Source organism: Pseudonocardia xishanensis, assembly GCF_039541715.1.
Classification (GTDB): domain Bacteria; phylum Actinomycetota; class Actinomycetes; order Mycobacteriales; family Pseudonocardiaceae; genus Pseudonocardia; species Pseudonocardia xishanensis.
Window position 1 is genome coordinate 209,943 of the sequence record NZ_BAABGT010000029.1, and the last position, 24,519, is coordinate 234,461.

Here is a 24,519-nt window from a genome sequence, read left to right on the forward strand (position 1 = left end):
CGGAGCCGCCGAGTCGGCGCAGCGCGGGGGTGGGTGCGGCGCACGGGCGTCCCCCAGCCGGGCATGATGGGCGCTGTCCACCGCCTCCCCAGGGCCCCCCGCACCCACAGGAACCGGACCCGATGACCACCCCCAAGCTGCTCTCCGAGCGCTACCAGCTGGGCGACACGCTCGGCTACGGCGGCATGTCCGAGGTCCACTTCGGGACGGACACCCGGCTCGGCCGGGACGTGGCCATCAAGGTCCTGCGCGCCGACCTCGCGCGGGACCCGCAGTTCCAGCTCCGGTTCCGCCGCGAGGCGCAGAACGCCGCGGCGCTCAACCACCCGGCGATCGTCGCGGTGTACGACACCGGTGAGACCCAGAGCGAGTTCGGCCCGCTGCCGTACATCGTCATGGAGTACGTGGACGGGCAGACCCTGCGCGAGATCGTGAAGGGCTCCGGGCCGCTCTCGCAGCAGCGCGTCATCGAGGTCATGGCGGACGTGTGCGCGGCGCTGGACTTCAGCCACCGGCACAACATCATCCACCGGGACGTCAAGCCCGCGAACATCATGATCACTCGCGGCGGCGCCGTGAAGGTGATGGACTTCGGCATCGCCCGCGCCCTGGGCGAGGGGCAGAACGTCACGCAGACCGCGGCCGTGATCGGCACCGCGCAGTACCTCTCCCCGGAGCAGGCTCGCGGCGAGGCCGTGGACGCCCGGTCGGACGTCTACGCCGCGGGCTGCGTCGTCTTCGAGCTGCTCACGGGCGAGCCGCCGTTCACCGGGGACACCCCGGTCGCGGTGGCCTACCAGCACGTGCGGGAGGACCCGCGGCGCCCGTCGGACGTCAACCCGAACATCCCCCCGGCACTGGACGCCGTGGTGCTCAAGGCACTGAGCAAGAACCCGGCCAACCGGTACCAGTCCGCCGCCGAGATGCGGGCGGACCTGATCCGGGTGCGCAACGGGCAGCAGCCCCTCGCGCCGATGGTGATGAGCGAGGACGAGCGCACGGCGCTGCTCGCCGAGCAGACCGCGGCCACCCGCCGGATCTCCGGTGGCGGTGGCAGGCACGCGGGCGGGCCGCCCGTGCAGTCCTGGGAGGACGAGGAGCCGCCGAAGCGCACCGGTCGCACGATCGGGATCGTGGTCGCCGTGCTCGCCGTGCTGGGCCTGCTCGGTTTCGTGGGGTACCAGATGTTCGGCGGGCCCGCCCAGCCGCAGCAGGTCGCGGTGCCGAACGTCGCAGGCCAGGACCCCGACGCCGCGCGCGCCGCCATCTCGAACGCGGGCCTGCTGGTCGACCTGCGCCAGGAGCCGTCCGAGGTCGCGCAGACCAACAAGGTCACCCGCACCGACCCCGGCGCGGGCGCCTCGGTCGCCGAGCGCAGCCGGGTCACGATCTACGTCGGCACCGGGCCCGCGTCGGCCACCGTCCCCGCGTTGACCGGCAAGACGGTCCAGGAGGCGCAGGCGCTGCTGGAGACCCGCGGCCTCAAGCTGGGCGAGCAGACCACCCAGGAGACCTCGGACTCCAGCCAGGTCGGCAAGATCATCCAGTCGACCCCGGCCGCGGGTGTGGACGCGCCGGGCGGCAGCGCGGTCGCCGTCGTCGTCGGCACGAAACAGACCACGGTCTCCGTGCCGGACGTGACCGGCCAGACCGAGGACCAAGCCAAGCAGACGCTGTCGCAGTCCGGGTTCACCCAGGTCCAGACCCAGAACGTGGACGGCGGTGGCCAGGAGGGCACCGTGGTCGGGACGAACCCGTCCCCGGGCACCAAGGTCGCGCCCGGCACCACGGTCACCCTGCAGATCAGCCGGGGCAACCAGATCCAGGTGCCGAACGTCGTGGGCAAGTCCGCGTCGGACGCCGTGCAGCAGCTGAACGCGGCGGGCATCCGGAACTACAACCTGCAGGCTCAGCAGGTCCAGGACTCCTCGCAGAACAACACGGTGCTGTCGACCAGCCCCTCGGCGGGCCAGTCCATGGACCCGGAGGACGAGATCACCGTGGTCGTCGGCCGGACGAACGGCGGCGGCTCCGGCGGATTCCTGGGGAACAACTGATGCGCGTCCTGGTCGTCGACAACTACGACAGCTTCGTCTACAACCTCGTCCAGTACCTCGCGCAGCTCGGCGTGGAGCCGGTCGTGGTGCGCAACGACGAGCTCACCGAGGACCTCACCGAGCTCGGCGAGGTGGGCGCGGTGCTGGTCAGCCCCGGTCCGGGCACGCCGGAGGAGGCGGGCCGAAGCATCGAGGTGATCAAGGCCGCGGGCGAGCGCAACCTCCCGCTGCTCGGCGTGTGCCTCGGCCACCAGGCGATCGGCGTGGCCTGGGGCGGGATCGTGGAGCGGGCGCCCGAGCTGTTGCACGGCAAGACGTCGAAGGTCCAGCACGAGGGTGTCGGCGTGCTGCGCGGGCTGCCCACGCCGTTCACGGCGACCCGGTACCACTCGCTGTCCATCCGCCCGGGCTCGCTGCCGGTGGAGCTCGAGGTCACCGGCCGCACCGACTCGGGCCTGATCATGGCCGTGCGGCACAAGGACCTGCCCATCGAGGGCGTGCAGTTCCATCCGGAGTCGGTCCTCACCGAGGGCGGTCACCGGATGCTGGCGAACTGGCTGGCCACCGCGGGCCACGAGGTGCCCGAGGAGATCGTGGCGCGCCTCGGCGCCGAGGTGGCAGTCCTCACCGAGCGGGTCTAGACCCCCCGATCCGCACGAACGGCACTCTTGTGCGGACCTAGCGCACAAGAGTGCCGTTCGTGCATTGGTACGGTGGGCGGGTCCCTCGTCCGCCTGCGTTCCCCGAGGTCCCGATGCCCAAGTCGAAGGTCCGCAAGAAGGCCGCCTACATCCCGCCGTCCACGGACCGGCGTCCGGTGAAGGTCAAGGGGCCGACCCATCCCGCCTACGTGGCGATCATGCTCGGCGTCGGCCTGCTGGGTCTGGCCTGGCTGATCACGGACTATCTGGGCCGGGACGCGATCCCGTTCATGGGCACGCTCGGCGGGTTCAACTTCCTCATCGGCTTCGGCTTGATCGTCGTCGCCCTGTTGATGTCGATGCGCTGGCGCTGATTCGATCTTGATGTCACTCAGGGTGATCCTGGGGAAACGCCCCTCCGGATCGCGCTGACCAGCACTAATCACAAGCATGTGATTCATCCCCACTGTGGACAAGGCCTGTGGACAACTCTCACAGCTACGATGGGTGACCACCAGTGGGCGCCCGCGCGCGGACTCGTCGCGCTCGCCTGGATCCTCTTCGCCGGGGCCCTCGCCTGGTTCGTGCTGCTGCTGAGCAGCGGCGCGGACCCCACCGGGAGGCTGCTGGCCGGGGTCGCGGCCCTCGGGCTCGGGTTCCTGGCCCTGCACGGGACCGTGGTCCGGCCGCGGCTCGCCGTGCACCGGCACGGCCTCGAGATCCGCGGGATCACCGGGACGCGGACGGTGGACTGGCCCGCGGTCCGTCGGGTGCGGGTGCTGCGCTACCGCCGGTTCGGCCGCGAGTCGAGCCAGCTGGAGGTGGACGTGCTCGTCGGCGGCGAGGAGCGGCTGGCGGTGTTCGGCAGGCTCGACCTGAACGCCGACCCGGAGGACGTCGCGGCGATCGTGCAGCCCTACCTCCCGACCCGCTCTCCCTGATCGGCCCAACGGGTTCTCACCCAACGCACACACGTGGGCACCGACCGGGGTATCGCCGCACGCCCGATCCGCTTCCTAGGCTCGGTGGGCCACCAGGAGAAGGAGCTCACCATGATCGCCAGGACGCCGATGCGCGGGACCGACGGCTGCTCGACCGGATGCGGCTGCAGCAAGCCGGAGTGAGCGTGCTCCGGGGACCGACGATGCTCCCCGGGACGCAGCTCCGCTAGACGAACGAGACCGCCGCGGCGCGGGTCGCGATCACGCCGACCACGACGACGGCCAGCAACACCAGCGCGGAGACCTGCAGCAGGGTGCGATTGCGCACCGCGGGGACGTGCACGAGCCCGGCGGTGGCGGCGGCACCGAGCACGAGCCCGCCCAGGTGCCCGACGAGCGAGATCCCCGGCACCACCACGCTGATCACGAGGTTCACCGCGACCAGGCCCACGATCTGCCCCATCGGGGCGCGGAGCCTGCGCGCGACCACGAACAGCGCGCCCATCAGCCCGAACACCGCGCCGGACGCACCCGCCACGGCGGAGTTCGGGGCGGAGAACAGCATCGCCGCGGCCGAGCCGCCCAGCAGCGAGACCAGGTACACGGCCAGGAACCGCCCGCGGCCGAGGATCGGTTCGAGCTCCCGGCCGAGCCACCACAGCGCCATCATGTTGAAGACGAGGTGCAGCGGTCCGTAGTGCAGGAAACCCGCGGTCAGCGGGCGCCACCAGTCCCCGCTCGCGACCAGGCCAGGCACCAGCACCCACTCGCGGAACAGCGCGGAGCGGTCGTTGGAGCCGATGCTGCCCGCCTGGGCGGCGGTGAGCACGAACAGCGCCACGTTCAGCGCGACGAGCACCGGGACGACGACCGGTCGCCGCCCGGGTTCGGCCCCCGCCACCGTCGTGCCCCGCCGGAACCCCTGTCGGCCCGCGTGGACGCAGTCCACGCACTGGTAGCCGACCGAGGCGTCCCGCAGGCACTCCGGACAGGCGGGTCGACCGCAGCGGGTGCAGCTCAGACCGGTCGGCCGGTCCGGGTGCCGCACACAGCCCGGCGGCCCCGCCTGGTCGGGGTGGGTCACGTTCTCGAGCCTCAGTCGACGTCGATGTGCTGGATCACGATGTCCGTCAGCGGCCGGTCGGTCCGGTCCGTGGACGTGGCCGCGATCGCGTCGACCACCGCGCGGGACTCCGCGTCGGCGACCTCACCGAAGATGGTGTGGCGGCGGTTGAGGTGGGGGGTGGGGCCCACGGTGATGAAGAACTGGGAGCCGTTGGTGCCGGGCCCCGCGTTCGCCATCGCCAGCAGGTACGGGCGGTCGAACTTGAGCTCGGGGTGGAACTCGTCCCCGAACTGGTAGCCCGGGCCGCCGCGGCCGGTGCCGGTGGGGTCCCCGCCCTGGAGCATGAACCCGCCGATGACGCGGTGGAAGACCGAGCCGTCGTAGAACGGCCCGGAGTCGCCGCCGGAGGCGTTGGGCTGCGAGTACTCCTTCTTGCCGGTCGCGAGACCGACGAAGTTCTCCACCGTCTTGGGGGCGTGGTCCGGGAAGAGGTTGATCCGGATGTCGCCCTCGGACGTCCGCAGCGTCGCGGTCTGCTTCGAGTTGCCTGGTGCAGTCACGTACCCCATCGTGCCAGGGTCGAAGGTGGACGCCACCCGGCACACACCACTTCGGAGGCAGCATGAGCACCACCAGCGCCCTGACCCGCGCCCGCGACCACGCCGGAGCGGCCTTGAGCTCGCTCGGCGAGGCGGCCGAGGAGCTGGCCCACGAGGCGAAGGACCTGCTCGACCGCGAGCTGCCGGTGATCGCCGAGAAGGCGGCGGGCACGGCCGGGGCTCTCGCGGGCCGGGCCGAGGTCGTCGCGGGCGAGCTCGCGAGCCGCGCCGGCAGCACCGCGGGCGAGCTCGCGAGCCGCGCCGAGGATCTGCACGTGGCGGACCGGATCACCGAGGTCCGCCGCGAGCTGGCCGCCCGGATCGACCCCGACGGGCCGTCGACGAGGCGCTGGTGGTGGATCGGGGCGGGCGTGCTGGTCACGATCGCGTCGGTGGTCGGCTGGCTCGTGCTCTCCCGGCGCCCCCAGGAGGTCCCGGTCGCCGAGCCGCCCGCCACCACCCCGCCCGGCGTCGTCGACCTGGAGGCGGAGACCCCCGAGCACGCGGCGCGCAACGGTCACAGCTGAGCGGTCAGGAACTCCGTGACGAGCTGCTCGTAGCGCTCGGGATCGGCGTTCCACGAGGCCGTGTGCTCCACCCCGGCCACCTCCACGAGCCGGATCGGCCAGTCCAGGGCGGGTCCGGCGGCGGCGAGGGCCCGGGTGGGCCCGATCGGCACCGCCGTGTCCGGGGTGCTGTGCACGATCAGCGTGGGCGGGCGCCGGGCGGGCGGGTGGCGGAGCAGGTCGAAGTCGTCGAAGTCGATGCCGATGCGACGGCGGGCGGAGACCGTCGCGATCGGCACCAGCTGCGGCGGGAGCAGCCGGTTGCGGGCCTGCCTGCGCAGCGTCGCCCGCCAGTCGACGAGCGGGGCGTCCCACACCTGCGCGACGACGAGGTCCGCGGCGGCTGAGCGGTCCAGGAAGGCCCCCGTGATGGCCGCGCCCATGGACCACGCCGCGACCACGACACGTCGCGCACCGTGCTCCTGGGCCCACCGCACGGCGGCCTCCATGTCCTCCCACTCGGAGTCGCCGAGATGGAAGTGGCCGTCCGGGCTGGCCGGGGCGTCGTCGTCGTTGCGGTAGCTGATGACCAGGGTCGGCAGACCGAGGGCGTGGAGGACGGGCAGCACCCGCAGGGCCTCGCGCCGCCTGCCCCCGCGGCCGTGCACCGCGATCACCCAGGTGTCCCGGTCGCCGGGGACGTGCCAGGCCGGGGCGGGTCCCAGCGGCGTGGGGATCGCGACCTCGGTGAAGGGCAGGCCCCGGGACGCGGGATCCGGGTCGAACGGCCCGGCGTCGACGACGGCGGGTCCCTCCGGTGGCACCGGCCCCTGCAGCAGGGTGCGGTGCACGCCGCGGCGGTCCTCGCGCACGATCGGGCCCACGACCGCGAGCCCCTGGTCCCACCGCAGGCCCCAGACGCCCGGCTGCCGGACGAGCCTGCTCGTGGCGAGCGTGACGCCGCCGCGGTCGGCGTGCAGCACCCGCTCCGGGTAGGCGGCCACGCGGGCGGGGTCCAACAGGACCGTCGCGTAGTGGCGGCCGACCCCCAGCGCCCCGGCGGCGCCCAGCATGCCCAACCCCGCGCCCACACCGGCCGCGGCCAGTCCCCGTCCCCGCACACGCCGATCATCCGGGAGGCGGGGGCCCGCGTCGAGTGCCCGGCACCGTCCGTGGGACGGGGTGCGCCGCCCCGACGGGGCCTTCGTGACACGACCGTGATCGTGCGCGCGTCAAGCACCACGTGGTCGCCCGTCCCGGTGAACCCGGTGTGACCTGCATCTTCTTTCCTACCGCATCGGGTGAACACCCCGCCCGGGGCACAACCGGGGTGCCACACCCTCGTTCAACCCCCAGATCGTCTCCCCAGCTTCACACGATCTCCCCCGATCGAGAGGACCTTCCCAGTCATGAGCAGTCTCGCGAGGCGCACTGTGCGCACCTCGGTCACCGTCGCCGGGATCGCCGCCCTGGGCGCGGGCTTCGCAGGCCAGGCGTTCGCCGCCGACCTGCCCGAGCTCCCCGCCACCCCCGAGCTGCCCACCGAGCTCCCCGCCGCGCCGGACGCCTCCGCGCTGCAGAACCCCGCGCTGCCCGAGGCCCCGGCCCTGCCGGAGGCCGTCGACGTCCCGGGGATCATCACCTTCGAGGCGCCGAACATGACCTTCGACAACACCTCCGAGGTCCCGGCGACCGCCACCCCGGCGGACGCGGCCCCGGCGCGGGGTGTCGCCGAGGGTGCGGGGGCCAAGGCCCTGTCGACCCCGTCCTCGGTGCCGACCGCCTCGCACGAGGCCGCCGAGGCCCCGGCGCTGCCCGGCCTGCCTGCGCTGCCCACCGCCCCCGAGCTGCCCACGGCCCCCGAGCTGCCCGGAGCCCCCGAGGTGAACGGCGACTTCGCGAGCCCCCTCGGCTCGATTCCGCTGGCGGGTCCTGAGCTGCCCGCCGCCCCGGCCGCGCCGGAGCTGCCCGGAGCCCCGGGGCTGCCCGCGCTGCCGACCGAGCTGCCCTCGACCACCGGTCAGGACATCGACACCACCCACGAGGCGGCGCCCGACGCCGCCACCCCCGTCGACCTCGCGTCGGCGATCGCGTCGCTCGCCGGCTGACGCACCCCGGACCTCGTCCGCTCCCCGCGCCCCGGTCCCCGACACCGGGCGCACCCATTCCGAGACGCCGGTCGCCCCCAGGGCGGCCGGCGTCTCGGCGTCTACCGCACGATGCGGCCGTGTACCAGCCCGGTGAGCAGGGGCGCGAGCGCGACCCGTTCGCCCGCGATGCTGATCCACCGCGAGCCGCCGTAGGGCTCCTGCTCCCCCACCTCGATCACGACGCCGGGGCGCAGGCCGCGGTCGCCGAGGTAGCGCAGCGCGTCGCTCCGCCGGTCCGAGACGCGCTCGATCCGGAACCGGCAGTCCTGCGGCGCCGACGCCAGCGGCTGGCCCCAGCTCTCGTCGTGGGAGCCCGCGGGGGACGGGATCGGGTCGCCGTGCGGGTCGTGCGTGGGGTGGCCGAGGGCCGCGTCGATCCGGGCCTCGAGGCGGTCGCTGAGCGCGTGCTCGAGCTGCTCGGCCTCCTCGTGCACCTCGTCCCACGGCATGTCCAGGGCGTTGACCAGGAACGTCTCCAGCAGCCGGTGCCTGCGGACGACGCGCAGCGCGGCCCGCTCACCGGCCTCGGTCAGGGTGAGCGTGCGGCCGCGGTGGACCAGCTCGCCGTCCGCCAGCCGCTTGACCATCGCGGAGACCGACGGCGAGGACACCTGCAGCTCCTTCGCGAGCAGCCCGGTGGTGACGGTCTCCCCGCGGGTGGACAGCAGGAAGATCGTCTTGAGGTAGTCCTCGACTGCGGGTGTCATGGTCCCCACGAGGACGATGTTAGCCCGGCCTCACCGCGTCGGCCTCGATGCGCAGGCGCGCGGCCTCCGTCCGTGCGGTGACCGGTACCCGTTCGGTGGCCGCGGCCAGTCCCATCGCCGGGGTCCCGACGTAGATGCTCTCGGCCCGGTCCACCCGGAAGGTCTCGTGCCACACCCCGACGACGCCGGGCGCCCTGCGGGCCCGCCGGTTGAACGCGGTCCACGCGGGCCGGTGCAGCGCGTCGCGGTCCGACGCGTAGGCGTAGAGCTCGTCCACCGAGTCCCAGTACTGGATCACCGTGGGCCCGTTCGAGCCCAGGACCACCCGGAACCCCAGCATCCCCGACTCCGGGTCCGTCGCCGGCTCCCGCAGCATCCCCGGCATCGCGAGGAACGTGGGCAGCCACTGGTCGATCCGCCACCACCGGTTGATCGTCATGCCGATGAGGAAGACCACGAGCTCGCCCTCGTGCCGATGGGTCGTCCGTCCGCCGTCCATGTCGCTCCCATCAGTGGGTACTTTGACTCTCCAATAGTGGGGAGTGTCGCTATCCACTGTCAAGAGCGGACGACCCCGCCGGATCGCGGCGGGCTCGTCTCAGGCGGCAGGGGCGGGGGCGGGGGCGGGCTGCGGGTTGCGCGCGGCCATCTCCTCCGACGCCCGAACGACCTGCACCTTGTCGCCGATCTGCAGGAAGTTGAACCAGGCCTCGGCGTCGACGGGCTCGAGGTGGATGCAGCCCGCGGACGACCGGTTCGGGCTGCCGGAGTGGAACGCGATGCCGCCGTCTTCGAAGAACACCGACCACGGCATCGGCGCGGGGTCGCCGTTGGGCAGCCGGGACTCCTGGCTGAGGTGGTCCTTCTCCTTGCGGTAGACGCGTAGCGAGTGGCCGATCGGGGTCTCCTGGCCGTTGCCCCCGGAGGCGATCTTCACCGGGCCCCGGACGACCGCGCCGTTCTCGATCAGCCAGGCCTGCTGCGACTCGAGGTCCACGCACGACCGCGCGGACACCGAGCACGGCGTGCCCGCCACCAGCGGCTCGGCCCACGCGGCCGTCGCGGCGGGCGAGGGGCCGGGCGCCTGGGCGAGCGCGGGGCCCGCCACCAGTGCCGCCCCCACGCCGGCGGCCGCGACCACGATCGCGGCGACCGTCCTGCGGGTGCCCGTCCGGGTCCCGAACCGCCGTGTACCCACAGCCCACTCCCTGCGTCGTTCCGTGATCGCTTGGTCACTTTACGTGAGATACCGCGCGTGACCGCGCACCCCTCCAACGCCCACACGGGGAGCGAGGGAACGGGGCGGCCGTCACCGGTCGTCGTCGAGCGCCGAACGGAGCCACGAAACGGTCCGATCAGGCGAAAGCGGCGCGATCCGCCCAGTGGCCGGGCAGTCCCTCGCCACCCCGGGACTCGGCGACGGCGGGGCGTCGGTCAGACCGGGGAGACCTCGCGCACGAGCTGCGCGGTCTGCCTGACGATCTCGGTGCGGTGCTCGTCGACGTGCATCCCCCGGTCGGAGCCGGGCACCCGTTCTCGACATGTGGTTCGCTCCCCGTCATGGACCCCATCGCCGAGTGGACCCACGCGCACGAGCGCGTGATCGAGCTCGTCTCGGCCGCGCCGGACCCGTCGGTGCGGGTGCCCGCCTGTCCCGACTGGACCGTGCGGGACTTGTTCTCCCACATGGTCGGCCTGGGCGCGGACGTCGTGGCCGGGGACGAGCCGGACGATCACAACGAGCGTTGGACCGCCGCTCAGGTCGCGACCCGGCGGGACCGCACGGTCGCCGAGCTGGTCGCGGAGTGGCGCGCGGTCGCGGACCCGTTGCGGGGGTGGATGCGCGACCACGGCCCGCGCCCGCTGGCGGACGTGATCATCCACGAGCAGGACCTGCGCGGCGCCCTGGGTGTGCCCGGCGCACAGGACACGCCGGGCTTGCACGCGATCCGGGAGCGCTTCGTCGGGCGGCTGACGCTGCCCACGGACGAGCCGTCCGTGGCGCTGGTGGGCGACACGTGGTCGTGGACGCCCGTCGGCGGGGTCGACGACGCCCCGGTCCTGCTGCGCGCGAGCGACTTCGACCTGACCCGGGCCCTGATGAGCAGGCGCTCGGCGGCCCAGCTGAAGTCCTGGACCGAGCGCGGCGACCTCACGCCCCACCTTTCGGCCTTCACCTCGCTGGGCCCGCTCCCGGACACCGACCTATGAGCCGTCCCGCAGGCTGAGCACCACGCGCATGACGTGCTCCACCGCGGCCTCGAACAACGCCCCGCGCAGCTCCCCGCGGTCCGCCAGGTTCTGCGAGGCGAACTGCAGCATGTGCTCCGGCCCCACCCGCCGCACGACCAGCGCCGCGAGCTCGTCGAGGTCCAGACCCGGGTTGTCCAGTCGGGTCAGGGCGAACTCGACGATCAGCTCCTCCTCCGTCACACGCCCTCCCCTCGGTCCCGCCCAGTCTCCCGTGCCCCGCCCCGGTGGGGAAGCGATCTGCGCGACACTCCGGGATCACCGCGCGCGGAGCAGCCACCGGGCGCCCGCCCGACCCAGCAGCAGGACGACGATCAGCAGCGAGACCGAGAAGAAGCCGCCCAGGCTGACCCGGTCGGAGAAGACCAGGTCCACGGCTTCGAGCACCAGGAACTTGCTCCCGAACGCCACGGCCCACAGCCCGACCCCCGCCACCACCTTGCCCAGCGGAGTCTCCGCCGCCGTGAAGCGCGCCTTCACCCGGTCCTTCGCGAGCACGACGACCGCCAGGATCCCGGTGAGCAGCGCGGCCGTGAGCAGCGAGACGCTGAACGACTCGGTGATCACCTGCGGCAGGTACTGCGCGAACAGGTTGAGCACCACCACGGCGACCAGCAGGTCCAGCACCACCGCCGCGACCCGCTGATCGACCATGCGTGAAGACTAGGAGACCCGCCGCCTGCTGAACCGGGCGATCAGGTACAGCACCGACCCGACGACGACGTACGCGCCGCCCAGCAGCCAGATGTCGCCCGTCTGCTGGGTCAGCAGCACGATGCTGGCCAGGATCGCGATGACCGGCACGACGAGCGGCACGGAGAAGTGCTCGTGCCCAACCCGGTCCTTCTTCAGCACGATGCAGGACACGTTCGTCGCGATGAACACGACCAGCAACAACAGCACCGTGGTATCCGCCAGCTGCCCGATGTTGCCCACGAAGCTCATCCCGATGGTCGCCGCGCCCACGAAGAGGATGGCCACCCACGGCGTGCGTCGGGTCGGCGCCACGTTGCCGAAGAAGGAGGGCAGCAGACCCTCCTCGGCCAGGCCGTAGGTCGCCCGACTGGCCATCACCATGAACAGCAGCGCGCCGTTCGCGATCGCGACCAGCGCGACCAGCGAGAACAGCCACTCGGGGATCGGCAGGCCGGAGGCGTTGACGACCTCGAGGAGCGGGCCGCTGGAGCTCGCCATCGTGGTGGGGTCGACGACGATCGCCGCCCCGAGCGCGATGAGCAGGTAGACCACGCCCGCCGTGATGATCGCGCCGAACAGCGCCCGCGGGTAGGCCCTCGACGGCTCCTCGACCTCCTCCGCCATGTTGGCGGCGGCCTCGAACCCCAGGAAGGAGAAGAACGCGACGACCGACGCCGCGAACGCGCCCATCAGGATCGGCTCGTCCGGCGAGGGCGTGAGGATGCGCGCGGGGTCGCCGTCGCCGTTGCCGAACACGATGGCCGCCACCACGATCACCAGGATCAGCCCGCTGACCTCGATGCACGTCATGACCACGTTGGCGGACAGCGACTCGCGTACGCCGCGGATGTTGATCGCGATGAGCAGCAGCAGGAAGGCGATCGTCACGGGCACGGACGGGACGTCGACGAGCGCGGCGAGGTAGTCGCCCGCGAAGGCGTTGGCCAACAGCGCGGCCGTGGTGATCCCCGACGCCGCCATCATGAACCCGATGACGAACGTCGGATAAGACTTGTCGAAGGCGCGCTGCACGTACCGGGCCGCCCCGCCCGCCTGCGGGTACTTGGTGATCATCTCCGCGTACGTGCCCGCGGTGAGCAGCGCGACCACCAGCGCGATGACCAGCGGCAGCCACAGCATGCCGCCGACGTCCGCGGCCATCGTCCCGACCAGGGTGTAGATCCCCGCCCCGAGGGTGTCCCCGACGATGAAGAAGAACAGCAGAGTGACGCCGACGGTCCGCTTGAGCTTCGTGTCCTGCGCGGTTCCACCTGTATCGGTCACTTCGGCCATTCGGCATGGTGACACGGATCAGCGCCGCATTCCGGACGAAGCGGGACAGCCGACACGGGCCGCGCGGGCAGGTCGGTGGCCCGCGGAGACAGAGGCGGGGCCTGCCCTACCTCAGAACGCCGGGACACCCCAGGATCGAGGCATGCGATCCGCGCTGTTCCCGCCCCCGGTCCGCGTGCTCGCCGATCCCTGGATCGCGCCGGCGGGCAGGGCCGTCGCCCTCCCGGCGGACGCCGATCTCGCCGCCTACGAGGCCGCGGGGGCGACGGGGTGGCTCGCGGAGGTCGACCTGGGCGACGGGCGGGCGGACGTGCGCGCGGTGATCCGCAACGGCCCGTGGGCCCGATGATCCGGTTCCTGACCGTGCGGGGGCGCCGCGTCGCGTACGAGGTGCGCGGCGCGGGTCCCCCGCTGGTCTGCCCGGCGTGGTGGGTCGGCCACCTGGAGCGGGACCGCGAGGACGCGGCCGCCGCGCGGTTCTGGGCGGCGGTGGGCGAGGGCCGCACCCTCGTCCGCTACGACCGCCCGGGCGTCGGGGTGTCGGACCGGGGCGAGCCCGCGGACCCCAGCCTGGAGGGCGAGGTCGAGGTCCTCGGCGCGGTGGTGGACGAGCTCGGCGCCGAGCGGGTGACGCTGCTCGGCGGCTCGTCCGGCGGCTGCGCGGCGATCGCCTACGCGGCGCGCTCCCCCGAGCGGGTCGAGCGCCTGCTGCTCTACGGCGCCTACGCCGACGGCCCCGCGATCACCCGCCCCGAGGTGCGCGACGCGATCCTGGCGACGGTCCGCTCCCACTGGGGCCTCGGCTCCCGGCTCCTGTCGGACGTCTTCCTCGGCGCGGCCTCCGCGGAGGAGCAGGAACGGTTCGCCCGCTTCCAACGCGCGGCGGCGAGCGCGCAGACCGCGGCGCTGCTGCTCGACCAGGTCTACCGGCACGACGTCCGCACGCTGCTCCCCCAGGTGCAGGCGCCGACGCTGGTCGTCCACCGCCGCGAGGACCGCGCGATCCCCTACCGGCTCGGGCGCGAGGTCGCCGCCGGGATCCCGGGGGCCGCCCTGGTCCCGCTCCCGGGCAGCGCCCACTTCCCCTGGGCGGGGGACGCCGACGCCGTGGTCCGGGCGCTCCGCACGGTCCTGGACGGACCGCGGCCGGACGTGCCGGCCGCCGAGCCCGCAGCCGCACTGCTGTCGCACCGCGAGCGCGAGGTGCTCACGCTGGTCGCCCGGGGTCTGAGCGACCGCGAGATCGCCGAGCAGATGGTCGTCAGCCCGCACACCGTGCACCGGCACGTGGCGAACATCCGCCGCAAGCTCGGCCGGGGATCCCGGACGGCGGCGGTCGCGGAGGCCGCGCGGTTGGGGCTGCTCTGATGGCCGGTCCGGGCCATCTTGCACGCGTGATGGTTTCGGGCGATGCCCGGTCGACGGCCCGCTCCCTACCGTCCTCCCCATGACGACCGCCACCGAGAACCGCACGTGGGCCCGCACCTTCGCGGCGATCTACGACCCGCTCCTGTGGGTCGGGGAGGTCGCGGGCCTGCGCCGTCACCGCCACGACCTCCTCACCCGGGTCCGCGGCCACACCCTGGAGATCGGCGCGGGCACCGGCCTGAACCTCGCCCACTACCCGGCGGACGTCGACCTCGTCGCGGCCGAACCCGATCCCTCGATGCGCGCCCGCCTCCGGGACGCGGCGCGCCGCCACCGGCCCCAGGCGGTGGTGGTCGACGCCAGGGCCGAGGACCTGCCCCTCGCGGACGCGAGCGTCGACACCGTCGTCTCGACCCTGGTCCTCTGCACGGTCGATGCGCCGGACCGGGCGCTGCACGAGATCGCCCGCGTGCTGCGGCCCGGCGGGCAGCTGCTGTTCCTCGAGCACGTGCGGTCGGAGTCGCCGCGGCTCGCACGCAGGCAGGACCGGCTCGCCGGGCCGTGGCAGCGGTTCGCCGTGGGCTGCCGCTGCAACCGCGCGACCCCGGAGCTGATGGAGGCCTGCGGGTTCCGGCTCGACGCCCGCCCCGCCGTGTGGCGGGCGATGCCGGGGATCGTGCACCCGCTCGTGGTCGGGCGGGCCACCGTGGCCTAGAGACCCGGGCGAGGAAGGCGCATGCGGACTCGATCTCCGTCCGGAGCGCACCCGTTCGCCGCGCGAGGTGCGCACCACCGGCTCAGACTGGTGGCGTGCGACTCGAGGTGAGACGACCGATCGGCGCGACCGTCCGCGACCTGGCCGTCGCCGATGCCGGACCCGCGGACCTGGTGGGCCCGCTCGCCGAGCACGGGGTGCTCGTGCTGCCGGACCAGACCGCGGACGACGCGGAGTTCCTCGCGTTCCTGCGCCGGTTCGGCGCCCTGGCCTTCACCGCGGGCGAGACCCCCGTGCCGGACTTCCCGGACCTCAACGTGATCAGCAACGTGATCAGCAACGTCGGGCGGACCACGCCCCCGCGCAGCTCGTTCCACGTGGACACCAGCTACGTCGCCGCGCCGCCCGCGTACACCGCGCTGCGGGCCGTCGCGATCCCCGATGTCGGCGGCGCCACGCAGTTCACCAACCAGTACCGCGCCTACGAGACCCTGCCGGACGGGTGGCGGGCGCGACTGGCGGGCCGCACGATCCGGCACGTCGTCACGGGGGTGGCGCCGCAGGACGCGGGCAGCGAGACCGAGGCCGAGCACCCGGTGTTCCGCAGGCACCCGGTCTCCGGTCGGATCGCGCTCTACCTCTCGACCCCGGCCCGCTGCGTCGCGGTGAGCGGGATGTCCGAGGGGGAGGCCCGCGAGACCGTCGAGTTCCTGTTCGCGCACTCGACCCGCGAGGACAACGTGCTGCAGCACGCCTGGGCGCCCGGCGACGTCGTGATCTGGGACAACGCGGCCGTGCTGCACCGGGCCGACCACTCCGGCGTGGTCGGGGACCGGGTCATGCACCGCGGGATGGTGGCCGGGAGCGTGCCGGTCCCGGCCTAACCCAGCGTGTCGGCCCGAGTGTCGGCCACGAACCCGTCGAAGAGCTCCCGGACGCCGATCCCCGCCGCCGCGGCCATCGTCGCGACCACCGAGGTGCGGGCGAACGAGCAGTACAGCCCCGCCTCCAGGAAGAACGGCTCGCCCTGCGGGTCGATCCGGAAGTCGAGCAGGCCGTAGTGCCGACAGCCCAGGGCCCGGTAGCACGCGCGGGCCGCCGCCCAGACGGCCTCGGTGACCGGGTCGGTCGGGTCGACGATCCACGCGTGGGTCGGGTCCTTCGCGACGAGCCGCAGGTCGCCGCCGTCGTCACGGGCGAGCTTGTCCGCGGCGAGCCGGACGGGCTTGTCCGCCGGGTCCATCGCGTACTCCTCCAGCGGCAGGCAGACCAGCTCCCCGCCGCGGTCGAGCACCCCGCACCGCACCTCGCGCCCGAGCGGCACGAACTCCTCGACCAGCGCCGCGGGCGAGTGGGCGAACGCCTCCTCCAGCGCCTGCCCGAGCTCGGCCGGGTCGCGCACGAACGTCAGGCCCACGGAGTTGTCGGCGTCGACCGGCTTGACGACCAGGGGCAGCCCGATCGAGGTCTCCTCGCCGGGGCGCAGCACCTCCCCCGCCGGGACCGCGACGCCCGCGGCGGCGACCACCGCGCGCGCCCTGGCCTTGTCCGCTCCCAGCGCCATGACGTCCGGTGGGTTGCCGAGGTAGGGGATGCCGAGCAGGTCGAACAGGCCGCGGTAGCGGGTCATGCCCGGCAGGCAGAACATCTGCGGCACGACGACGTCGATGCCGGCCCGGCTGAGGAATGCGACGGCGTCGGCGAGCGGCACGGCCCGCGCCGCCGCGATCGCCGACGGGCTCAGGTCGGCGGGGAACCGCCAGGTCCCGTCCGGCGCCACGACGGCGACAAGGGCCTCGTGACCACCGGATGTCACCTCCAGGCAGTCCGCGGCGTAGAGCCGGGACAGGTCGGCGAAGAACTCGTCGACGGCCGAGCCGACGAGGTGCAGTACGCGCGCCATCAGTCCCCCGCCGGTTCGACGAGCTTGCCGATGTTGAAGTCGATCTTCACCCAGCGCCTCCCGCGGCGCAGCGCACCCAGCAGCAGCGTGGTGATCTGCAGGTGCGGGAGCAGCAGGAACGGCAGCGGGTCCCACGCCTCCAGCAGCGCCTCCTTGCCTCGCCACACGATCCGCGCCCGTTCGACCACCGTGGTCGGATGCCGGACCAGCAGCGCCAGCTCGTGGTGCAGCCAGTAGGTCGGGCGGCTGCGCGCCGTCGGCAGCACGGTGGGGACGTCGGCGTCCAGGTAGGCCGCCGCGACCCCGGGGTGGTCGTAGAACATGGTGATCGCGGAGTGCGTGCGCGGGTTGCACTCCAGGGCGTAGAGGCGCCCGTCGGGTGTCTCCATGAGATCGAAGGAGAGCTGCCCGGTGGCGCCGATCGCCCCGACGAACCGCCGCACCCACTCCTCGATCGCCGGGTGCTCGACCATCGCGTAGTTGAGCTGGAAGCCGGACGACGGGCAGCAGCAGTGGAGCTGCACGCGCCCGTCGCGCACGGTGCTGTGCGTGCAGTACTCCGTGCCCTCGACGTACTCCTGCAGGATCCAGGGGGTGTCCTCGGAGATCGGCAGCGACCACGCGAACCGCTCGGTCTCCTCGCGGGTGGGCCGCGGCAGCCGGGTGAGGTCCATCCGGCGCACCGGGTCGTAGGCGATGCTCTTGGCCACGTAGTGGCGCCCGGGCGGGCAGGCGAAGTCGACGATCTGCCGCGGGTCGGTGATCCGGTGCGTGTCCGGCACGGACAGCCCGAGCCCGGCAGCGGTCTCGGCGAAGCGGTGCTTGTCGTCCAGCATCGCCACCGTCTCCGCGTCCGGGTGCACCACCTCGCAGAAGGGCTCCAGCGCGCGTCTGGCTTCGGCGTCGAACCGGCTGGCCAGTGGGCTGCAGACGGGGACGTAGACGTCCGCCCCCTCCGCCTCGGCGATCTCGACGAGGCGTTCCACGTAGTCCGGCGCGTCCGGGGCGGGGACCGTGTGGAAGGCCGCGACGGCCCGGGAGAAGCGGTGCGCGCCGAACCGGTACCTGGCCTGCTCCACGAGCACGACGCGGTGCCCCGCCTTGTGGAAGGCCCGTGCCAACGCGAGCGCCTTCGTCATCTTGCCGCCGCTGACCAGCACCGTCAGCGGCCGCTCCGGGGTCTCCCGCCGTTCCCGCCGCACCGCGCCGACCAGCGCCGCCGCGCCGGTGACCAGCAGGTCCACCGGCAGGGCGGCGGTGAGCAGGGCGAGCGCGCCGAGCGTGCGGGCGGTGGCCCGGGCGGCGGGTGCCGTGGGCCTGGCGCGGGTGTCCTCCAGCAGCCTGGTCACGTCGCCCTCCGGATCAGCGTGACGCCGTCGCGCAGCGGGACGATCACCTGCTCGACGCGGGGGTCCTCGGCGACGGTCCGGTTGAACGCCGCGATGGCCTCGCCGTTCGCAGTGGCCTCGCCGGTCCACGGCTGCCCCTGCATGAGCGTGTTGTCCACGCACACCGTGCCGCCCTCGGCCAAGAGCCCGGTGCTCAGCACCGTGTCGAGGTAGTCCGCGTACCCGGCCTTGTCCGCGTCGATGAACACCAGGTCGAAGGACTCACCCGCCAGCGCGGCGAGGGTGGTCGCGGCCGGGCCGACCCGCACGTCGATCCGGGCGCCCGCCGCGGAGGCGGCGAAGCACTCCCGAGCCACGCGGGCCGGGAAGGGATCGAGCTCGCAGGCCACCAGCACGCCGTCCGCGGGCAGGGCCTCGGCCATCGCCAACGCCGAGTACCCGGTGAACATGCCGATCTCCAGCACCCGCCGCGCGCCGGTCATCTGCACCAGGAACCGCAGGAAACCGCCCTCGACGTGCCCGGACAGCATCTCCTGCTCCAGCGGCACTCCCCCCGCGAGCGCCGCCCAGTCCTCCTCCCGGGTCCGGCGCTCCAGGGCGTCGAGCGCCGCGGACGCCGGGGTCGTGCACCGGTCGAGGTAGGGATCGAGGCCCGCGGCGAGGTCGCGGGCCCGGCGCAGGTCCGGGTCGTCGTGCCGTCCCACGAGCTCGTCGAGCAGGCCGGCCAGGATCGTCGTGGGGGTGACGGGGCGGGCCGGGCGGATCTCGGTCGAGCTCATCGCGACCACATCGCGACGCCCTCGGTCGCCGTCGGGTAGCCGGCCACGATCTCGCGGTGCGCGGCGAGGGTCTCGTGCAGCTCCTCCGACGTCACGTCGTTGAGGAAGACGCACGTACCGATCGGGTGCGGGACCGCCGCGCGCAGCAGACCGCCACGGGTCTGCACGATCGAGGCGGTGGCCGCATCGAGCAGCTCGGGGGTGAGGTACGGGCTGTCGACGGACAGGCCGAGCCCACTGAACAGCGTGTGGACACGGTCCCGCTCGCCCTGGGTGAGCAGCCCGCGGCGCTCGGCGAGGGTGGCCGAGAACGCCATGTCGACGCTGATCGCGTGGCCGTGCAACATCGGGGTCGGCGGCGCCAGCTCCAACGTCGGGCTCCAGGTGTGCCCGTAGGCGATGACCCGGTCGAGGTCGAGCTCGTGCAGGTTCGTGTGCTCGAGCTCCAGCATCGTGCGGATCGCGTCGTAGGTGCCGCGGTGGGCGACCTCGCGCAGCTCCGGGCCGCCGTCGCGGTGGCCGAAGCCCGTGGCCAGCAGGTCCTCGCCGTACTTCTCCAGCAGGTCGAACAGGCCGGCGTTCGCCACCGTGGCGATCTTGACCAGCTCCGCCATGCCGTTGCGCACCTGCGGCTCGGGCAGCGTCCCGAGGAAGGAGAAGTCCAACAACACCTCACGCGAGGCGTGGAAGGCGCCGAGCCGGTTCTTGTGCTTGCCGTGGTTGACCGCGACCTTCATCGCGACGCTGGCGTCGATCAGGCCGATCAGCGTCGTCGGGATGCGGACGTACGGCGTCCCGCGCTTGTAGGAGGCGCAGGCGAACCCGGTGACGTCGGTGGTCAGCCCACCCCCGACGACGAGCACCGGCTCGGTCCGCAGCAGCCCGAACTCGGCGAAGCCGTCGACGATCCGTTCGAGGGTGCGCAGGCTCTTCGCGGTCTCGGCGATCGTCAGCGCGATGGTGGTGAGCGCGATCCCGTGGTGGTCGAAGTAGGCGCGCATCCGATCGCCGTAGATCTCGTGGACGGTCTCGTCGACGACCATCAGGCAACGGCCCCGCTCCCGGTACAGGTCTGCGAGCTGCGGGTTCTCCGGCGCGAAGACGCCGTCGACGTAGCGCAGGGTGAAGTCGATCGGCTCCCAGCTCTGGACGCGGAAGTCCGTCTCGGTCGCGGTCAGCACGGCACGGGGGGTGGTCACAGGCTTCTCCGGTTCGATGAGGGGGACGGGAACGGACCGACTCACCGGCCGCTCACCCGATCGACGAGGTCCCCGGCGTCCAGCCGGTCGACGCGGCCGGTCGCGGCCGGGAAGTCGTGTCCCTCGGTGTTGGCGTTGGGGAACGCGATGCAGGCCAGGCCTGCGGCGGTCGCGGACTCGACCCCGCCGCGGTTGTCCTCGATCGCCACGCACGCGCCGGGTTCCTCGCCGAGCACGGACAACGCGTGCCGGTAGGCGGCGGGATCGGGCTTGACCTCGTCGACGGTCGTGTTGTCCACGACCAGGTCGAAGTTCTCCCGGTCCAGCTTCAGCCCGGTGAGCAGCGCCTCGACGTTCTCCGGCGAGGTGGTGGTGACCAGCCCGACGCGCACCCCGGCGGAGCGCGCGGCCTCGACGGTCTCGACGACGCCGGGCCGCGGGGTCAGCGCGGCGGTCGCCAGGGTCTGCTGGAACAGCTCGGACTTGGTCCGGTGCACGGCGTCCGCGTCGACCTCGACGCCGGCGCGCTCGGCCTGGTCGGCGATGCGCTGCCGACCGCCGCTGGACTCGAGGAGGGTCGCGTACTCGTCGCGGGACCAGGACCAGTCGAGGCCGTGCTGGGCGAAGGCGCGGTTGAAGGCGTCGCGTTGGAGCTCGGAGGTGTCGGCGAGCGTGCTGATCGAGCCGAACAGGACTGCGGGCATGACGGAACCTCTCACGGTGACGTGATGGAAGGGGTGCGCAGAGGGCGCGAGGATCGGTCCGTCGAACGGGGGCGAGCGGAACCGGGGCGACCCGCACGGCGGGCCGGCGATGCAGGCGCGCGGACGCTGATGGGAGCAGCGGCGCGGCAGGGGTCCGGGACTCCGGAATCCGGGTCAGATCAGCGCCGACCTCCCTCGGGTGACCTCGTGCCCGCCCCGGCGGGGCGGCGACACCGTGATCCCAGTATCGGGCTTCGGTGGGAGGCGGCAACTCGACTCCGCACCCGCGGCCGATCGGAGACGGCGGGTCCTCCGGCCCTACGACGGGTGACGGCGGCCGGGCACGGTGCCGCGGGCGTCGGGCGGTCGCTGACCGGGCCGGGAGAGGTACACATGGCGGAGCGGACTCCTCCGTGGAGCCGGCGGCGGCTGTTCCGGTCGGAGCACCGAGGGACGCTGCGCCGGGGGGGTGCCGTCACGGCGCCCGTCGTTCCGCCGCGGACCGGCACGTCCGATGGTCGCGCGGTGAGCCCGTTCCGGCCGCGGGCGGCGTCCACCGTGGATCCGGGCACGTCGGCGGTCCCGGCCGGGCCCTCCGACCCTGCCCCCGTGGCGCGGGCGGTGTGACCGTCGACGAGGCAGGCCGAGGGAAGGGGTCGAGATGGACATCGCCGAGATGACCGAGGACGCGGAGCGGCTCATGCTCGCCAACCGGGTGTTCGCCGAGCCGGTGACCGTCGACGGGACGACGATCATCACCGCGGCCCGGGTCGGCGGCGGCGGGGGGTCGGGCTCCGGACCGGCGGAGGACGGCGGACAGGGCGAGGGCAACGGCGGCGGGCTGGGCTTCACCGGCAGGCCCGCAGGCGCGTACGTCATCGCCGACGGCGTGGTGAGCTGGAAGCCCGCCGTCGACGTGAACCGAGCGGTGACGGTCGCGGGCGTCGTGCTGGTGGCGGCGCTGGCCACGGTCCGGGCGCTGTGGGCGCGGCGCGGGCTGGGCAGGCGGTCGTGATGCCCTGGTGGGGCGGCCCGATGGGCGGCTGGGGGTACGCCCTGATGGGCTTCGGTTCCCTGGCGCTGTGGGCACTGTTGCTCATCGCGGTCGTGGTGGGCGTCCGCGCGGTGCGCCGCGACCGGCCCGCTGCGGACGAGCGGACGTCGCCCCAGCAACTCCTCGCCGAGCGCTACGCCCGCGGTGAGATCGACGAGGACGAGTACCACCGCCGACTGGACACCCTGACCCACGGGCACACGTAGCCGCTCAGTGCTCGTCCTCGCGGCTCCGCCACAGGCCGAAGACGGCGCTGCGGACCGCGGCGATGATGCCGTCGACCTCGCACGCCAGGGTGGCGAGGCGCCGGGCCTCCGCATCCCCGACCCGCGCGGCCACGCCGTGCAGGTCCAGCCCCAGGCCGAACAGGGGTTGGATGACCCGGTCGTTGAGCTCGTCGGCGATCCGGGCGCGCTCGTCGAGCACGGCGCCGAGGACGTCCTCGCCGTACCGCTCGGTCGGGTCGGTGACCCGGACGCCGCGGTGAGGAGCAGAACCGGGTGAGACCCTGCCGTCGTTGTCCATTGCGACTCAGCACTCCGAAGATGTGTATGACTTCGCGACGGGGAAGCGTCGGCCTGGGATGGGTTCGCCTGCCACCTCTCGGTGGCCGCGGCGACGGTCGGACCCGGACAGCGCCGGGCACGGGCGGTCCACGAGCACCGGGAGACGGACGTCGATCAGCCGCACCCCTCCACGCGGCTGTGGCGACGAGTCCGCACACCGGTCGCCCGTGCGATACCGACGCGGCCTCGTGAACGATCACCGTGGCGGAGCCCGGCCCCGGTAGCGACTGCAGCTGGGCCAGTGGGTGCCGTCGACGGCTCCGCACTCCTCACATTCCTCACGGTCCCGGTGTCGGCGCGAGGGGGCTGCGTTCTCGATCGTGTGCGAAGACACCACAGTCGCCCTCCCGGAGGCACGCCCGCCGTGGCGGGGGCGTCACCGGGGCTTTGGGGTGACTGGCTTATCGGCGCCGACGACTGTAGTGCCGGCCAGCCCGGCCGGTCCATCCCTTTCCCTGCCGCGCAACCGTCAGTGGTCGGGATCGGGCCCGAGCATGGACGTCGTATCCAGGGACCGGTCCATGACCTGCCGAGCCACGTCGCCGACCTTGAGGTTGTGGGCACGGGCGTAGCGGCGCAGCCGCAGGTAGACCTCCTCGGGGTCCAGCCCGGCGCGTTCGCTCAGCGCGCCCTTGGCCTGTTCGACGATGACCCGGTTGAGGAGCGCCTGCTGGATGCGCTCCGCGATCCGGTGCGTCTCGTCGAGGGTGCGGTCCTGGAGCAGGGCGACGCTGGCCACGTCGGCCAGCGCCTGCCCGGCGAGCAGATCGGCGGCGCGGAGGTCCCCGGAAGCCGCGCGGAGGAGGCTGACCGCGCCCAGCGTCTGGTCACGGCAGCGCGTGCGCCCCCCGGAAACCGTACTGCTCCGCCGCGGCGGCGAACCGCGGCCAGCGCCCCACACCGTCCGCCAGATCCGCGGCGTGGACCTGGCGGGCGGTGCGGAAGCTCTCCGTGCAGGGGCCCTGCCCGGATCGCAGCTCGACGAGCGCCAGCTGATGGGCGGCCTCGCTGGTCGAGGACATCACCTCCAGCCCACCGCGCTGGTCGGCCAGCACCAGGCCCGCCGCGTCGATCTCCAGCAGGACCACGCAGTCCCGGATCAGCTCGTCGAGCACGTCGAGCAGGTCGAAGTCCCGGACCAGGGTCGCGGTCAGGCGCACCAGCGCACCCAGCAGCCCGTCGTCCCGGCCGTTCGAGACGGGGACCGGGTCCGCCGGCACCCGGTTCACGACACGTCCCGATCCCGGCCCTCGCCGTTCTCGTCGGAGCCCTCAGCCCGGTCGAGCGGGTGGAACCGGAGCCGGCGGGCCAGCACGTCGGCCAGCTCGCGTCCCGAGCCGAACGCCACCGCCCGCAACCACGCCAGCGCCGCGGCCGCGCCGATCCCGCCCTGCTCGGTGATCACCCCGGTGGCCTGGTGCACGTCCCGGTGGTCGACCCAGGCGAACGGGTGCTCGGTCCCGGTGACGAGGTCACCCCAGGCGCCCGCGTCGGCGGGGCCGTCGGTCGGGAGCCCGTCTCCCGAACCGGGCCCGCCGGCGAGCGGGTCGGGAGACGTCGACGGTGTGCGACCCATCCGGGCCCCCTCAATGCCGCCCTCGAGCAGCCCTCACACCGCCATGTCCGCCGCGCGGAGCGCGGTGGTGAGCGCAGAGGTTCCGAGCTCCCCGGTGTCCCGGTAGCAGTCCAACACACCCGACCGGTCGGCACCCACCTGGAGCGGGAACACGACCATGCCGCGCGCACCGATGCCTGCGGCCGCACGGGCGGACATCGGCGGCGGCGGTGCCCTGCTCCGTCGGACCCGCCGCACCCGGTGGGCGACGGCGCGGATCAGGCCGTCGCCGTGATCGCACTGACGGTGCTCCTCAGCGTCCTCGCCCACGACCTCAGCGCAGCACCCCTGGCACGCCGGTACGGCGAGGCTGCCAAGGCCTCTCGAGTCACCGCTCCCGATCCTCACTCCGACATACCGG

Annotated in this window: 32 protein-coding genes; 13 read left to right on the top strand and 19 right to left on the bottom strand. The window is 73.4% G+C overall.

What is annotated here, in order from left to right:
* The first annotated feature begins 122 nt into the window (after positions 1–122).
* From pknB to ABD993_RS11910, 4 genes are all read left to right on the top strand, one after another.
* Positions 123–2,057 carry a Stk1 family PASTA domain-containing Ser/Thr kinase gene (pknB, locus tag ABD993_RS11895; RefSeq protein ID WP_345415964.1) on the top strand — a complete coding sequence of 645 codons (1,935 nt, stop codon included), beginning with the start codon at positions 123–125 and terminating at the stop codon, positions 2,055–2,057.
* Positions 2,057–2,698, top strand: a complete 642-nt coding sequence (locus ABD993_RS11900; protein WP_345415967.1) for an aminodeoxychorismate/anthranilate synthase component II — start codon at positions 2,057–2,059, stop codon at positions 2,696–2,698. The genes pknB and ABD993_RS11900 overlap by 1 nt, the downstream gene beginning before the upstream one ends.
* Positions 2,699–2,811: 113 nt before the next feature.
* Positions 2,812–3,072, top strand: a complete 261-nt coding sequence (crgA, locus tag ABD993_RS11905; protein ID WP_345415970.1) for a cell division protein CrgA — start codon at positions 2,812–2,814, stop codon at positions 3,070–3,072.
* A gap of 129 nt (positions 3,073–3,201) precedes the next feature.
* Entirely contained in the window at positions 3,202–3,639 is a 438-nt protein-coding gene (locus tag ABD993_RS11910) for a PH domain-containing protein (RefSeq protein WP_345415973.1), read from the top strand.
* A 226-nt stretch (positions 3,640–3,865) separates the two neighbouring features.
* On the opposite strand, the gene ABD993_RS11915 is transcribed toward ABD993_RS11910, so the two are convergent.
* Together ABD993_RS11915 and ABD993_RS11920 are read right to left on the bottom strand one after the other, a co-directional pair.
* Complete coding sequence (locus tag ABD993_RS11915; RefSeq protein WP_345415976.1) at positions 3,866–4,723, bottom strand: rhomboid family intramembrane serine protease; 858 nt, start codon at positions 4,721–4,723, stop codon at positions 3,866–3,868.
* A gap of 11 nt (positions 4,724–4,734) precedes the next feature.
* Positions 4,735–5,274: a peptidylprolyl isomerase gene (locus ABD993_RS11920; RefSeq protein ID WP_345415979.1), complete on the bottom strand. Its 540-nt coding sequence runs from the start codon at positions 5,272–5,274 to the stop codon at positions 4,735–4,737.
* Positions 5,275–5,327: 53 nt separating this feature from the next.
* On the opposite strand from ABD993_RS11920, the gene ABD993_RS11925 reads away from it, so the two are divergent.
* The gene (locus ABD993_RS11925; protein WP_345415982.1) at positions 5,328–5,831 is read left to right on the top strand and encodes a hypothetical protein; all 504 of its coding nucleotides are present in this window, start codon (positions 5,328–5,330) and stop codon (positions 5,829–5,831) included.
* Here ABD993_RS11925 and ABD993_RS11930 read toward each other — a convergent pair.
* Positions 5,822–6,931 (bottom strand): alpha/beta hydrolase, encoded by a 1,110-nt coding sequence (locus ABD993_RS11930; RefSeq protein ID WP_345415985.1) that lies wholly within the window; start codon positions 6,929–6,931, stop codon positions 5,822–5,824. The genes ABD993_RS11925 and ABD993_RS11930 overlap by 10 nt on opposite strands.
* Positions 6,932–7,219: 288 nt before the next feature.
* Between ABD993_RS11930 and ABD993_RS11935 the strand changes: the two genes are divergently transcribed.
* Complete coding sequence (locus tag ABD993_RS11935; RefSeq protein WP_345415988.1) at positions 7,220–7,918, top strand: hypothetical protein; 699 nt, start codon at positions 7,220–7,222, stop codon at positions 7,916–7,918.
* Between the two features lie 101 nt (positions 7,919–8,019).
* On the opposite strand, the gene ABD993_RS11940 is transcribed toward ABD993_RS11935, so the two are convergent.
* The 3 genes from ABD993_RS11940 to ABD993_RS11950 form a co-directional block, all read right to left on the bottom strand.
* Positions 8,020–8,667 carry a metal-dependent transcriptional regulator gene (locus tag ABD993_RS11940; protein WP_345415991.1) on the bottom strand — a complete coding sequence of 216 codons (648 nt, stop codon included), beginning with the start codon at positions 8,665–8,667 and terminating at the stop codon, positions 8,020–8,022.
* Between the two features lie 19 nt (positions 8,668–8,686).
* Complete coding sequence (locus ABD993_RS11945; protein ID WP_345415994.1) at positions 8,687–9,166, bottom strand: DUF4188 domain-containing protein; 480 nt, start codon at positions 9,164–9,166, stop codon at positions 8,687–8,689.
* Between the two features lie 99 nt (positions 9,167–9,265).
* The gene (locus ABD993_RS11950; protein WP_345415997.1) at positions 9,266–9,865 is read right to left on the bottom strand and encodes a L,D-transpeptidase; all 600 of its coding nucleotides are present in this window, start codon (positions 9,863–9,865) and stop codon (positions 9,266–9,268) included.
* A 362-nt stretch (positions 9,866–10,227) separates the two neighbouring features.
* On the opposite strand from ABD993_RS11950, the gene ABD993_RS11955 reads away from it, so the two are divergent.
* A complete protein-coding gene (locus ABD993_RS11955; protein ID WP_345415999.1) occupies positions 10,228–10,878 on the top strand; it encodes a maleylpyruvate isomerase family mycothiol-dependent enzyme in 651 nt (216 codons plus the stop codon).
* Here ABD993_RS11955 and ABD993_RS11960 read toward each other — a convergent pair.
* The 3 genes from ABD993_RS11960 to ABD993_RS11970 form a co-directional block, all read right to left on the bottom strand.
* Entirely contained in the window at positions 10,873–11,100 is a 228-nt protein-coding gene (locus ABD993_RS11960; protein ID WP_345416000.1) for a hypothetical protein, read from the bottom strand. The genes ABD993_RS11955 and ABD993_RS11960 overlap by 6 nt on opposite strands.
* A 75-nt stretch (positions 11,101–11,175) precedes the next feature.
* Positions 11,176–11,571, bottom strand: a complete 396-nt coding sequence (locus tag ABD993_RS11965) for a hypothetical protein (RefSeq protein ID WP_345416003.1) — start codon at positions 11,569–11,571, stop codon at positions 11,176–11,178.
* Positions 11,572–11,580: 9 nt separating this feature from the next.
* Positions 11,581–12,906 carry an APC family permease gene (locus ABD993_RS11970; RefSeq protein WP_345416005.1) on the bottom strand — a complete coding sequence of 442 codons (1,326 nt, stop codon included), beginning with the start codon at positions 12,904–12,906 and terminating at the stop codon, positions 11,581–11,583.
* 142 nt (positions 12,907–13,048) lie between these two features.
* Between ABD993_RS11970 and ABD993_RS11975 the strand changes: the two genes are divergently transcribed.
* From ABD993_RS11975 to ABD993_RS11990, 4 genes are all read left to right on the top strand, one after another.
* Positions 13,049–13,255: a hypothetical protein gene (locus ABD993_RS11975; RefSeq protein ID WP_345416008.1), complete on the top strand. Its 207-nt coding sequence runs from the start codon at positions 13,049–13,051 to the stop codon at positions 13,253–13,255.
* Entirely contained in the window at positions 13,252–14,274 is a 1,023-nt protein-coding gene (locus tag ABD993_RS11980) for an alpha/beta fold hydrolase (RefSeq protein ID WP_345416011.1), read from the top strand. The genes ABD993_RS11975 and ABD993_RS11980 overlap by 4 nt, the downstream gene beginning before the upstream one ends.
* Positions 14,275–14,353: 79 nt before the next feature.
* Positions 14,354–14,989 carry a class I SAM-dependent methyltransferase gene (locus ABD993_RS11985; protein ID WP_345416014.1) on the top strand — a complete coding sequence of 212 codons (636 nt, stop codon included), beginning with the start codon at positions 14,354–14,356 and terminating at the stop codon, positions 14,987–14,989.
* 95 nt (positions 14,990–15,084) lie between these two features.
* Entirely contained in the window at positions 15,085–15,873 is a 789-nt protein-coding gene (locus ABD993_RS11990; RefSeq protein ID WP_345416017.1) for a TauD/TfdA dioxygenase family protein, read from the top strand.
* Here the strand turns inward: ABD993_RS11990 and ABD993_RS11995 are convergent.
* From ABD993_RS11995 to ABD993_RS12015, 5 genes are read right to left on the bottom strand one after another with little or no spacing between them, the layout of a single operon-like run.
* The gene (locus tag ABD993_RS11995) at positions 15,870–16,892 is read right to left on the bottom strand and encodes a D-alanine--D-alanine ligase family protein (RefSeq protein ID WP_345416020.1); all 1,023 of its coding nucleotides are present in this window, start codon (positions 16,890–16,892) and stop codon (positions 15,870–15,872) included. The two genes, ABD993_RS11990 and ABD993_RS11995, sit on opposite strands and share 4 nt — an antisense overlap.
* The gene (locus tag ABD993_RS12000) at positions 16,892–18,241 is read right to left on the bottom strand and encodes an ATP-grasp domain-containing protein (RefSeq protein ID WP_345416023.1); all 1,350 of its coding nucleotides are present in this window, start codon (positions 18,239–18,241) and stop codon (positions 16,892–16,894) included. Before ABD993_RS12000 ends, ABD993_RS11995 begins: the two co-directional genes overlap by 1 nt.
* Positions 18,238–19,020 (bottom strand): O-methyltransferase, encoded by a 783-nt coding sequence (locus tag ABD993_RS12005; protein WP_345416026.1) that lies wholly within the window; start codon positions 19,018–19,020, stop codon positions 18,238–18,240. Before ABD993_RS12005 ends, ABD993_RS12000 begins: the two co-directional genes overlap by 4 nt.
* Positions 19,017–20,219: a sedoheptulose 7-phosphate cyclase gene (locus tag ABD993_RS12010; RefSeq protein WP_345416029.1), complete on the bottom strand. Its 1,203-nt coding sequence runs from the start codon at positions 20,217–20,219 to the stop codon at positions 19,017–19,019. Before ABD993_RS12010 ends, ABD993_RS12005 begins: the two co-directional genes overlap by 4 nt.
* 41 nt (positions 20,220–20,260) lie before the next feature.
* A complete protein-coding gene (locus ABD993_RS12015; RefSeq protein ID WP_345416031.1) occupies positions 20,261–20,923 on the bottom strand; it encodes an HAD family hydrolase in 663 nt (220 codons plus the stop codon).
* A gap of 661 nt (positions 20,924–21,584) precedes the next feature.
* Here ABD993_RS12015 and ABD993_RS12020 point away from each other — a divergent pair.
* Both ABD993_RS12020 and ABD993_RS12025 read left to right on the top strand, forming a co-directional pair.
* Positions 21,585–21,938, top strand: a complete 354-nt coding sequence (locus tag ABD993_RS12020; protein ID WP_345416033.1) for a sporulation protein — start codon at positions 21,585–21,587, stop codon at positions 21,936–21,938.
* Complete coding sequence (locus tag ABD993_RS12025; RefSeq protein WP_345416036.1) at positions 21,938–22,183, top strand: SHOCT domain-containing protein; 246 nt, start codon at positions 21,938–21,940, stop codon at positions 22,181–22,183. The genes ABD993_RS12020 and ABD993_RS12025 overlap by 1 nt, the downstream gene beginning before the upstream one ends.
* A 4-nt stretch (positions 22,184–22,187) precedes the next feature.
* Here the strand turns inward: ABD993_RS12025 and ABD993_RS12030 are convergent, their stop codons facing one another.
* The 5 genes from ABD993_RS12030 to ABD993_RS12050 all read right to left on the bottom strand — a co-directional run bounded on the left by ABD993_RS12030 (position 22,188) and on the right by ABD993_RS12050 (position 24,428).
* On the bottom strand, positions 22,188–22,502 hold the full coding sequence (locus ABD993_RS12030) for a histidine kinase (protein ID WP_345416039.1): 315 nt from the start codon (positions 22,500–22,502) through the stop codon (positions 22,188–22,190).
* Between the two features lie 510 nt (positions 22,503–23,012).
* Positions 23,013–23,282: an ANTAR domain-containing protein gene (locus ABD993_RS12035; protein ID WP_345416041.1), complete on the bottom strand. Its 270-nt coding sequence runs from the start codon at positions 23,280–23,282 to the stop codon at positions 23,013–23,015.
* A gap of 88 nt (positions 23,283–23,370) precedes the next feature.
* Positions 23,371–23,772: a hypothetical protein gene (locus tag ABD993_RS12040; RefSeq protein ID WP_345416044.1), complete on the bottom strand. Its 402-nt coding sequence runs from the start codon at positions 23,770–23,772 to the stop codon at positions 23,371–23,373.
* Positions 23,769–24,119, bottom strand: a complete 351-nt coding sequence (locus tag ABD993_RS12045; RefSeq protein WP_345416047.1) for a hypothetical protein — start codon at positions 24,117–24,119, stop codon at positions 23,769–23,771. Before ABD993_RS12045 ends, ABD993_RS12040 begins: the two co-directional genes overlap by 4 nt.
* Positions 24,120–24,152: 33 nt before the next feature.
* A complete protein-coding gene (locus ABD993_RS12050; RefSeq protein WP_345416050.1) occupies positions 24,153–24,428 on the bottom strand; it encodes a hypothetical protein in 276 nt (91 codons plus the stop codon).
* Between the last annotated feature and the right edge of the window lie 91 nt (positions 24,429–24,519).

Bases quoted from the DNA above. Each gene is read 5' to 3' on its own strand.
- pknB (WP_345415964.1), top strand. From the start codon at position 123: ATGACCACCCCCAAGCTGCTCTCCGAGCGCTACCAGCTGGGCGACACG.
- ABD993_RS12030 (WP_345416039.1), bottom strand. From the start codon at position 22,502: ATGGACAACGACGGCAGGGTCTCACCCGGTTCTGCTCCTCACCGCGGC.
- ABD993_RS11955 (WP_345415999.1), top strand. From the start codon at position 10,228: ATGGACCCCATCGCCGAGTGGACCCACGCGCACGAGCGCGTGATCGAG.
- ABD993_RS11910 (WP_345415973.1), top strand. From the start codon at position 3,202: ATGGGTGACCACCAGTGGGCGCCCGCGCGCGGACTCGTCGCGCTCGCC.
- ABD993_RS11945 (WP_345415994.1), bottom strand. From the start codon at position 9,166: ATGGACGGCGGACGGACGACCCATCGGCACGAGGGCGAGCTCGTGGTC.
- ABD993_RS11970 (WP_345416005.1), bottom strand. From the start codon at position 12,906: ATGGCCGAAGTGACCGATACAGGTGGAACCGCGCAGGACACGAAGCTC.
- ABD993_RS12015 (WP_345416031.1), bottom strand. From the start codon at position 20,923: ATGCCCGCAGTCCTGTTCGGCTCGATCAGCACGCTCGCCGACACCTCC.
- ABD993_RS12005 (WP_345416026.1), bottom strand. From the start codon at position 19,020: ATGAGCTCGACCGAGATCCGCCCGGCCCGCCCCGTCACCCCCACGACG.
- ABD993_RS11935 (WP_345415988.1), top strand. From the start codon at position 7,220: ATGAGCAGTCTCGCGAGGCGCACTGTGCGCACCTCGGTCACCGTCGCC.
- ABD993_RS11965 (WP_345416003.1), bottom strand. From the start codon at position 11,571: ATGGTCGATCAGCGGGTCGCGGCGGTGGTGCTGGACCTGCTGGTCGCC.
- ABD993_RS12045 (WP_345416047.1), bottom strand. From the start codon at position 24,119: ATGGGTCGCACACCGTCGACGTCTCCCGACCCGCTCGCCGGCGGGCCC.
- ABD993_RS12020 (WP_345416033.1), top strand. From the start codon at position 21,585: ATGGACATCGCCGAGATGACCGAGGACGCGGAGCGGCTCATGCTCGCC.
- ABD993_RS11920 (WP_345415979.1), bottom strand. From the start codon at position 5,274: ATGGGGTACGTGACTGCACCAGGCAACTCGAAGCAGACCGCGACGCTG.
- ABD993_RS11940 (WP_345415991.1), bottom strand. From the start codon at position 8,667: ATGACACCCGCAGTCGAGGACTACCTCAAGACGATCTTCCTGCTGTCC.
- ABD993_RS11995 (WP_345416020.1), bottom strand. From the start codon at position 16,892: ATGGCGCGCGTACTGCACCTCGTCGGCTCGGCCGTCGACGAGTTCTTC.
- ABD993_RS11900 (WP_345415967.1), top strand. From the start codon at position 2,057: ATGCGCGTCCTGGTCGTCGACAACTACGACAGCTTCGTCTACAACCTC.
- ABD993_RS11975 (WP_345416008.1), top strand. From the start codon at position 13,049: ATGCGATCCGCGCTGTTCCCGCCCCCGGTCCGCGTGCTCGCCGATCCC.
- ABD993_RS11925 (WP_345415982.1), top strand. From the start codon at position 5,328: ATGAGCACCACCAGCGCCCTGACCCGCGCCCGCGACCACGCCGGAGCG.
- ABD993_RS12025 (WP_345416036.1), top strand. From the start codon at position 21,938: ATGCCCTGGTGGGGCGGCCCGATGGGCGGCTGGGGGTACGCCCTGATG.
- ABD993_RS11980 (WP_345416011.1), top strand. From the start codon at position 13,252: ATGATCCGGTTCCTGACCGTGCGGGGGCGCCGCGTCGCGTACGAGGTG.
- crgA (WP_345415970.1), top strand. From the start codon at position 2,812: ATGCCCAAGTCGAAGGTCCGCAAGAAGGCCGCCTACATCCCGCCGTCC.
- ABD993_RS11985 (WP_345416014.1), top strand. From the start codon at position 14,354: ATGACGACCGCCACCGAGAACCGCACGTGGGCCCGCACCTTCGCGGCG.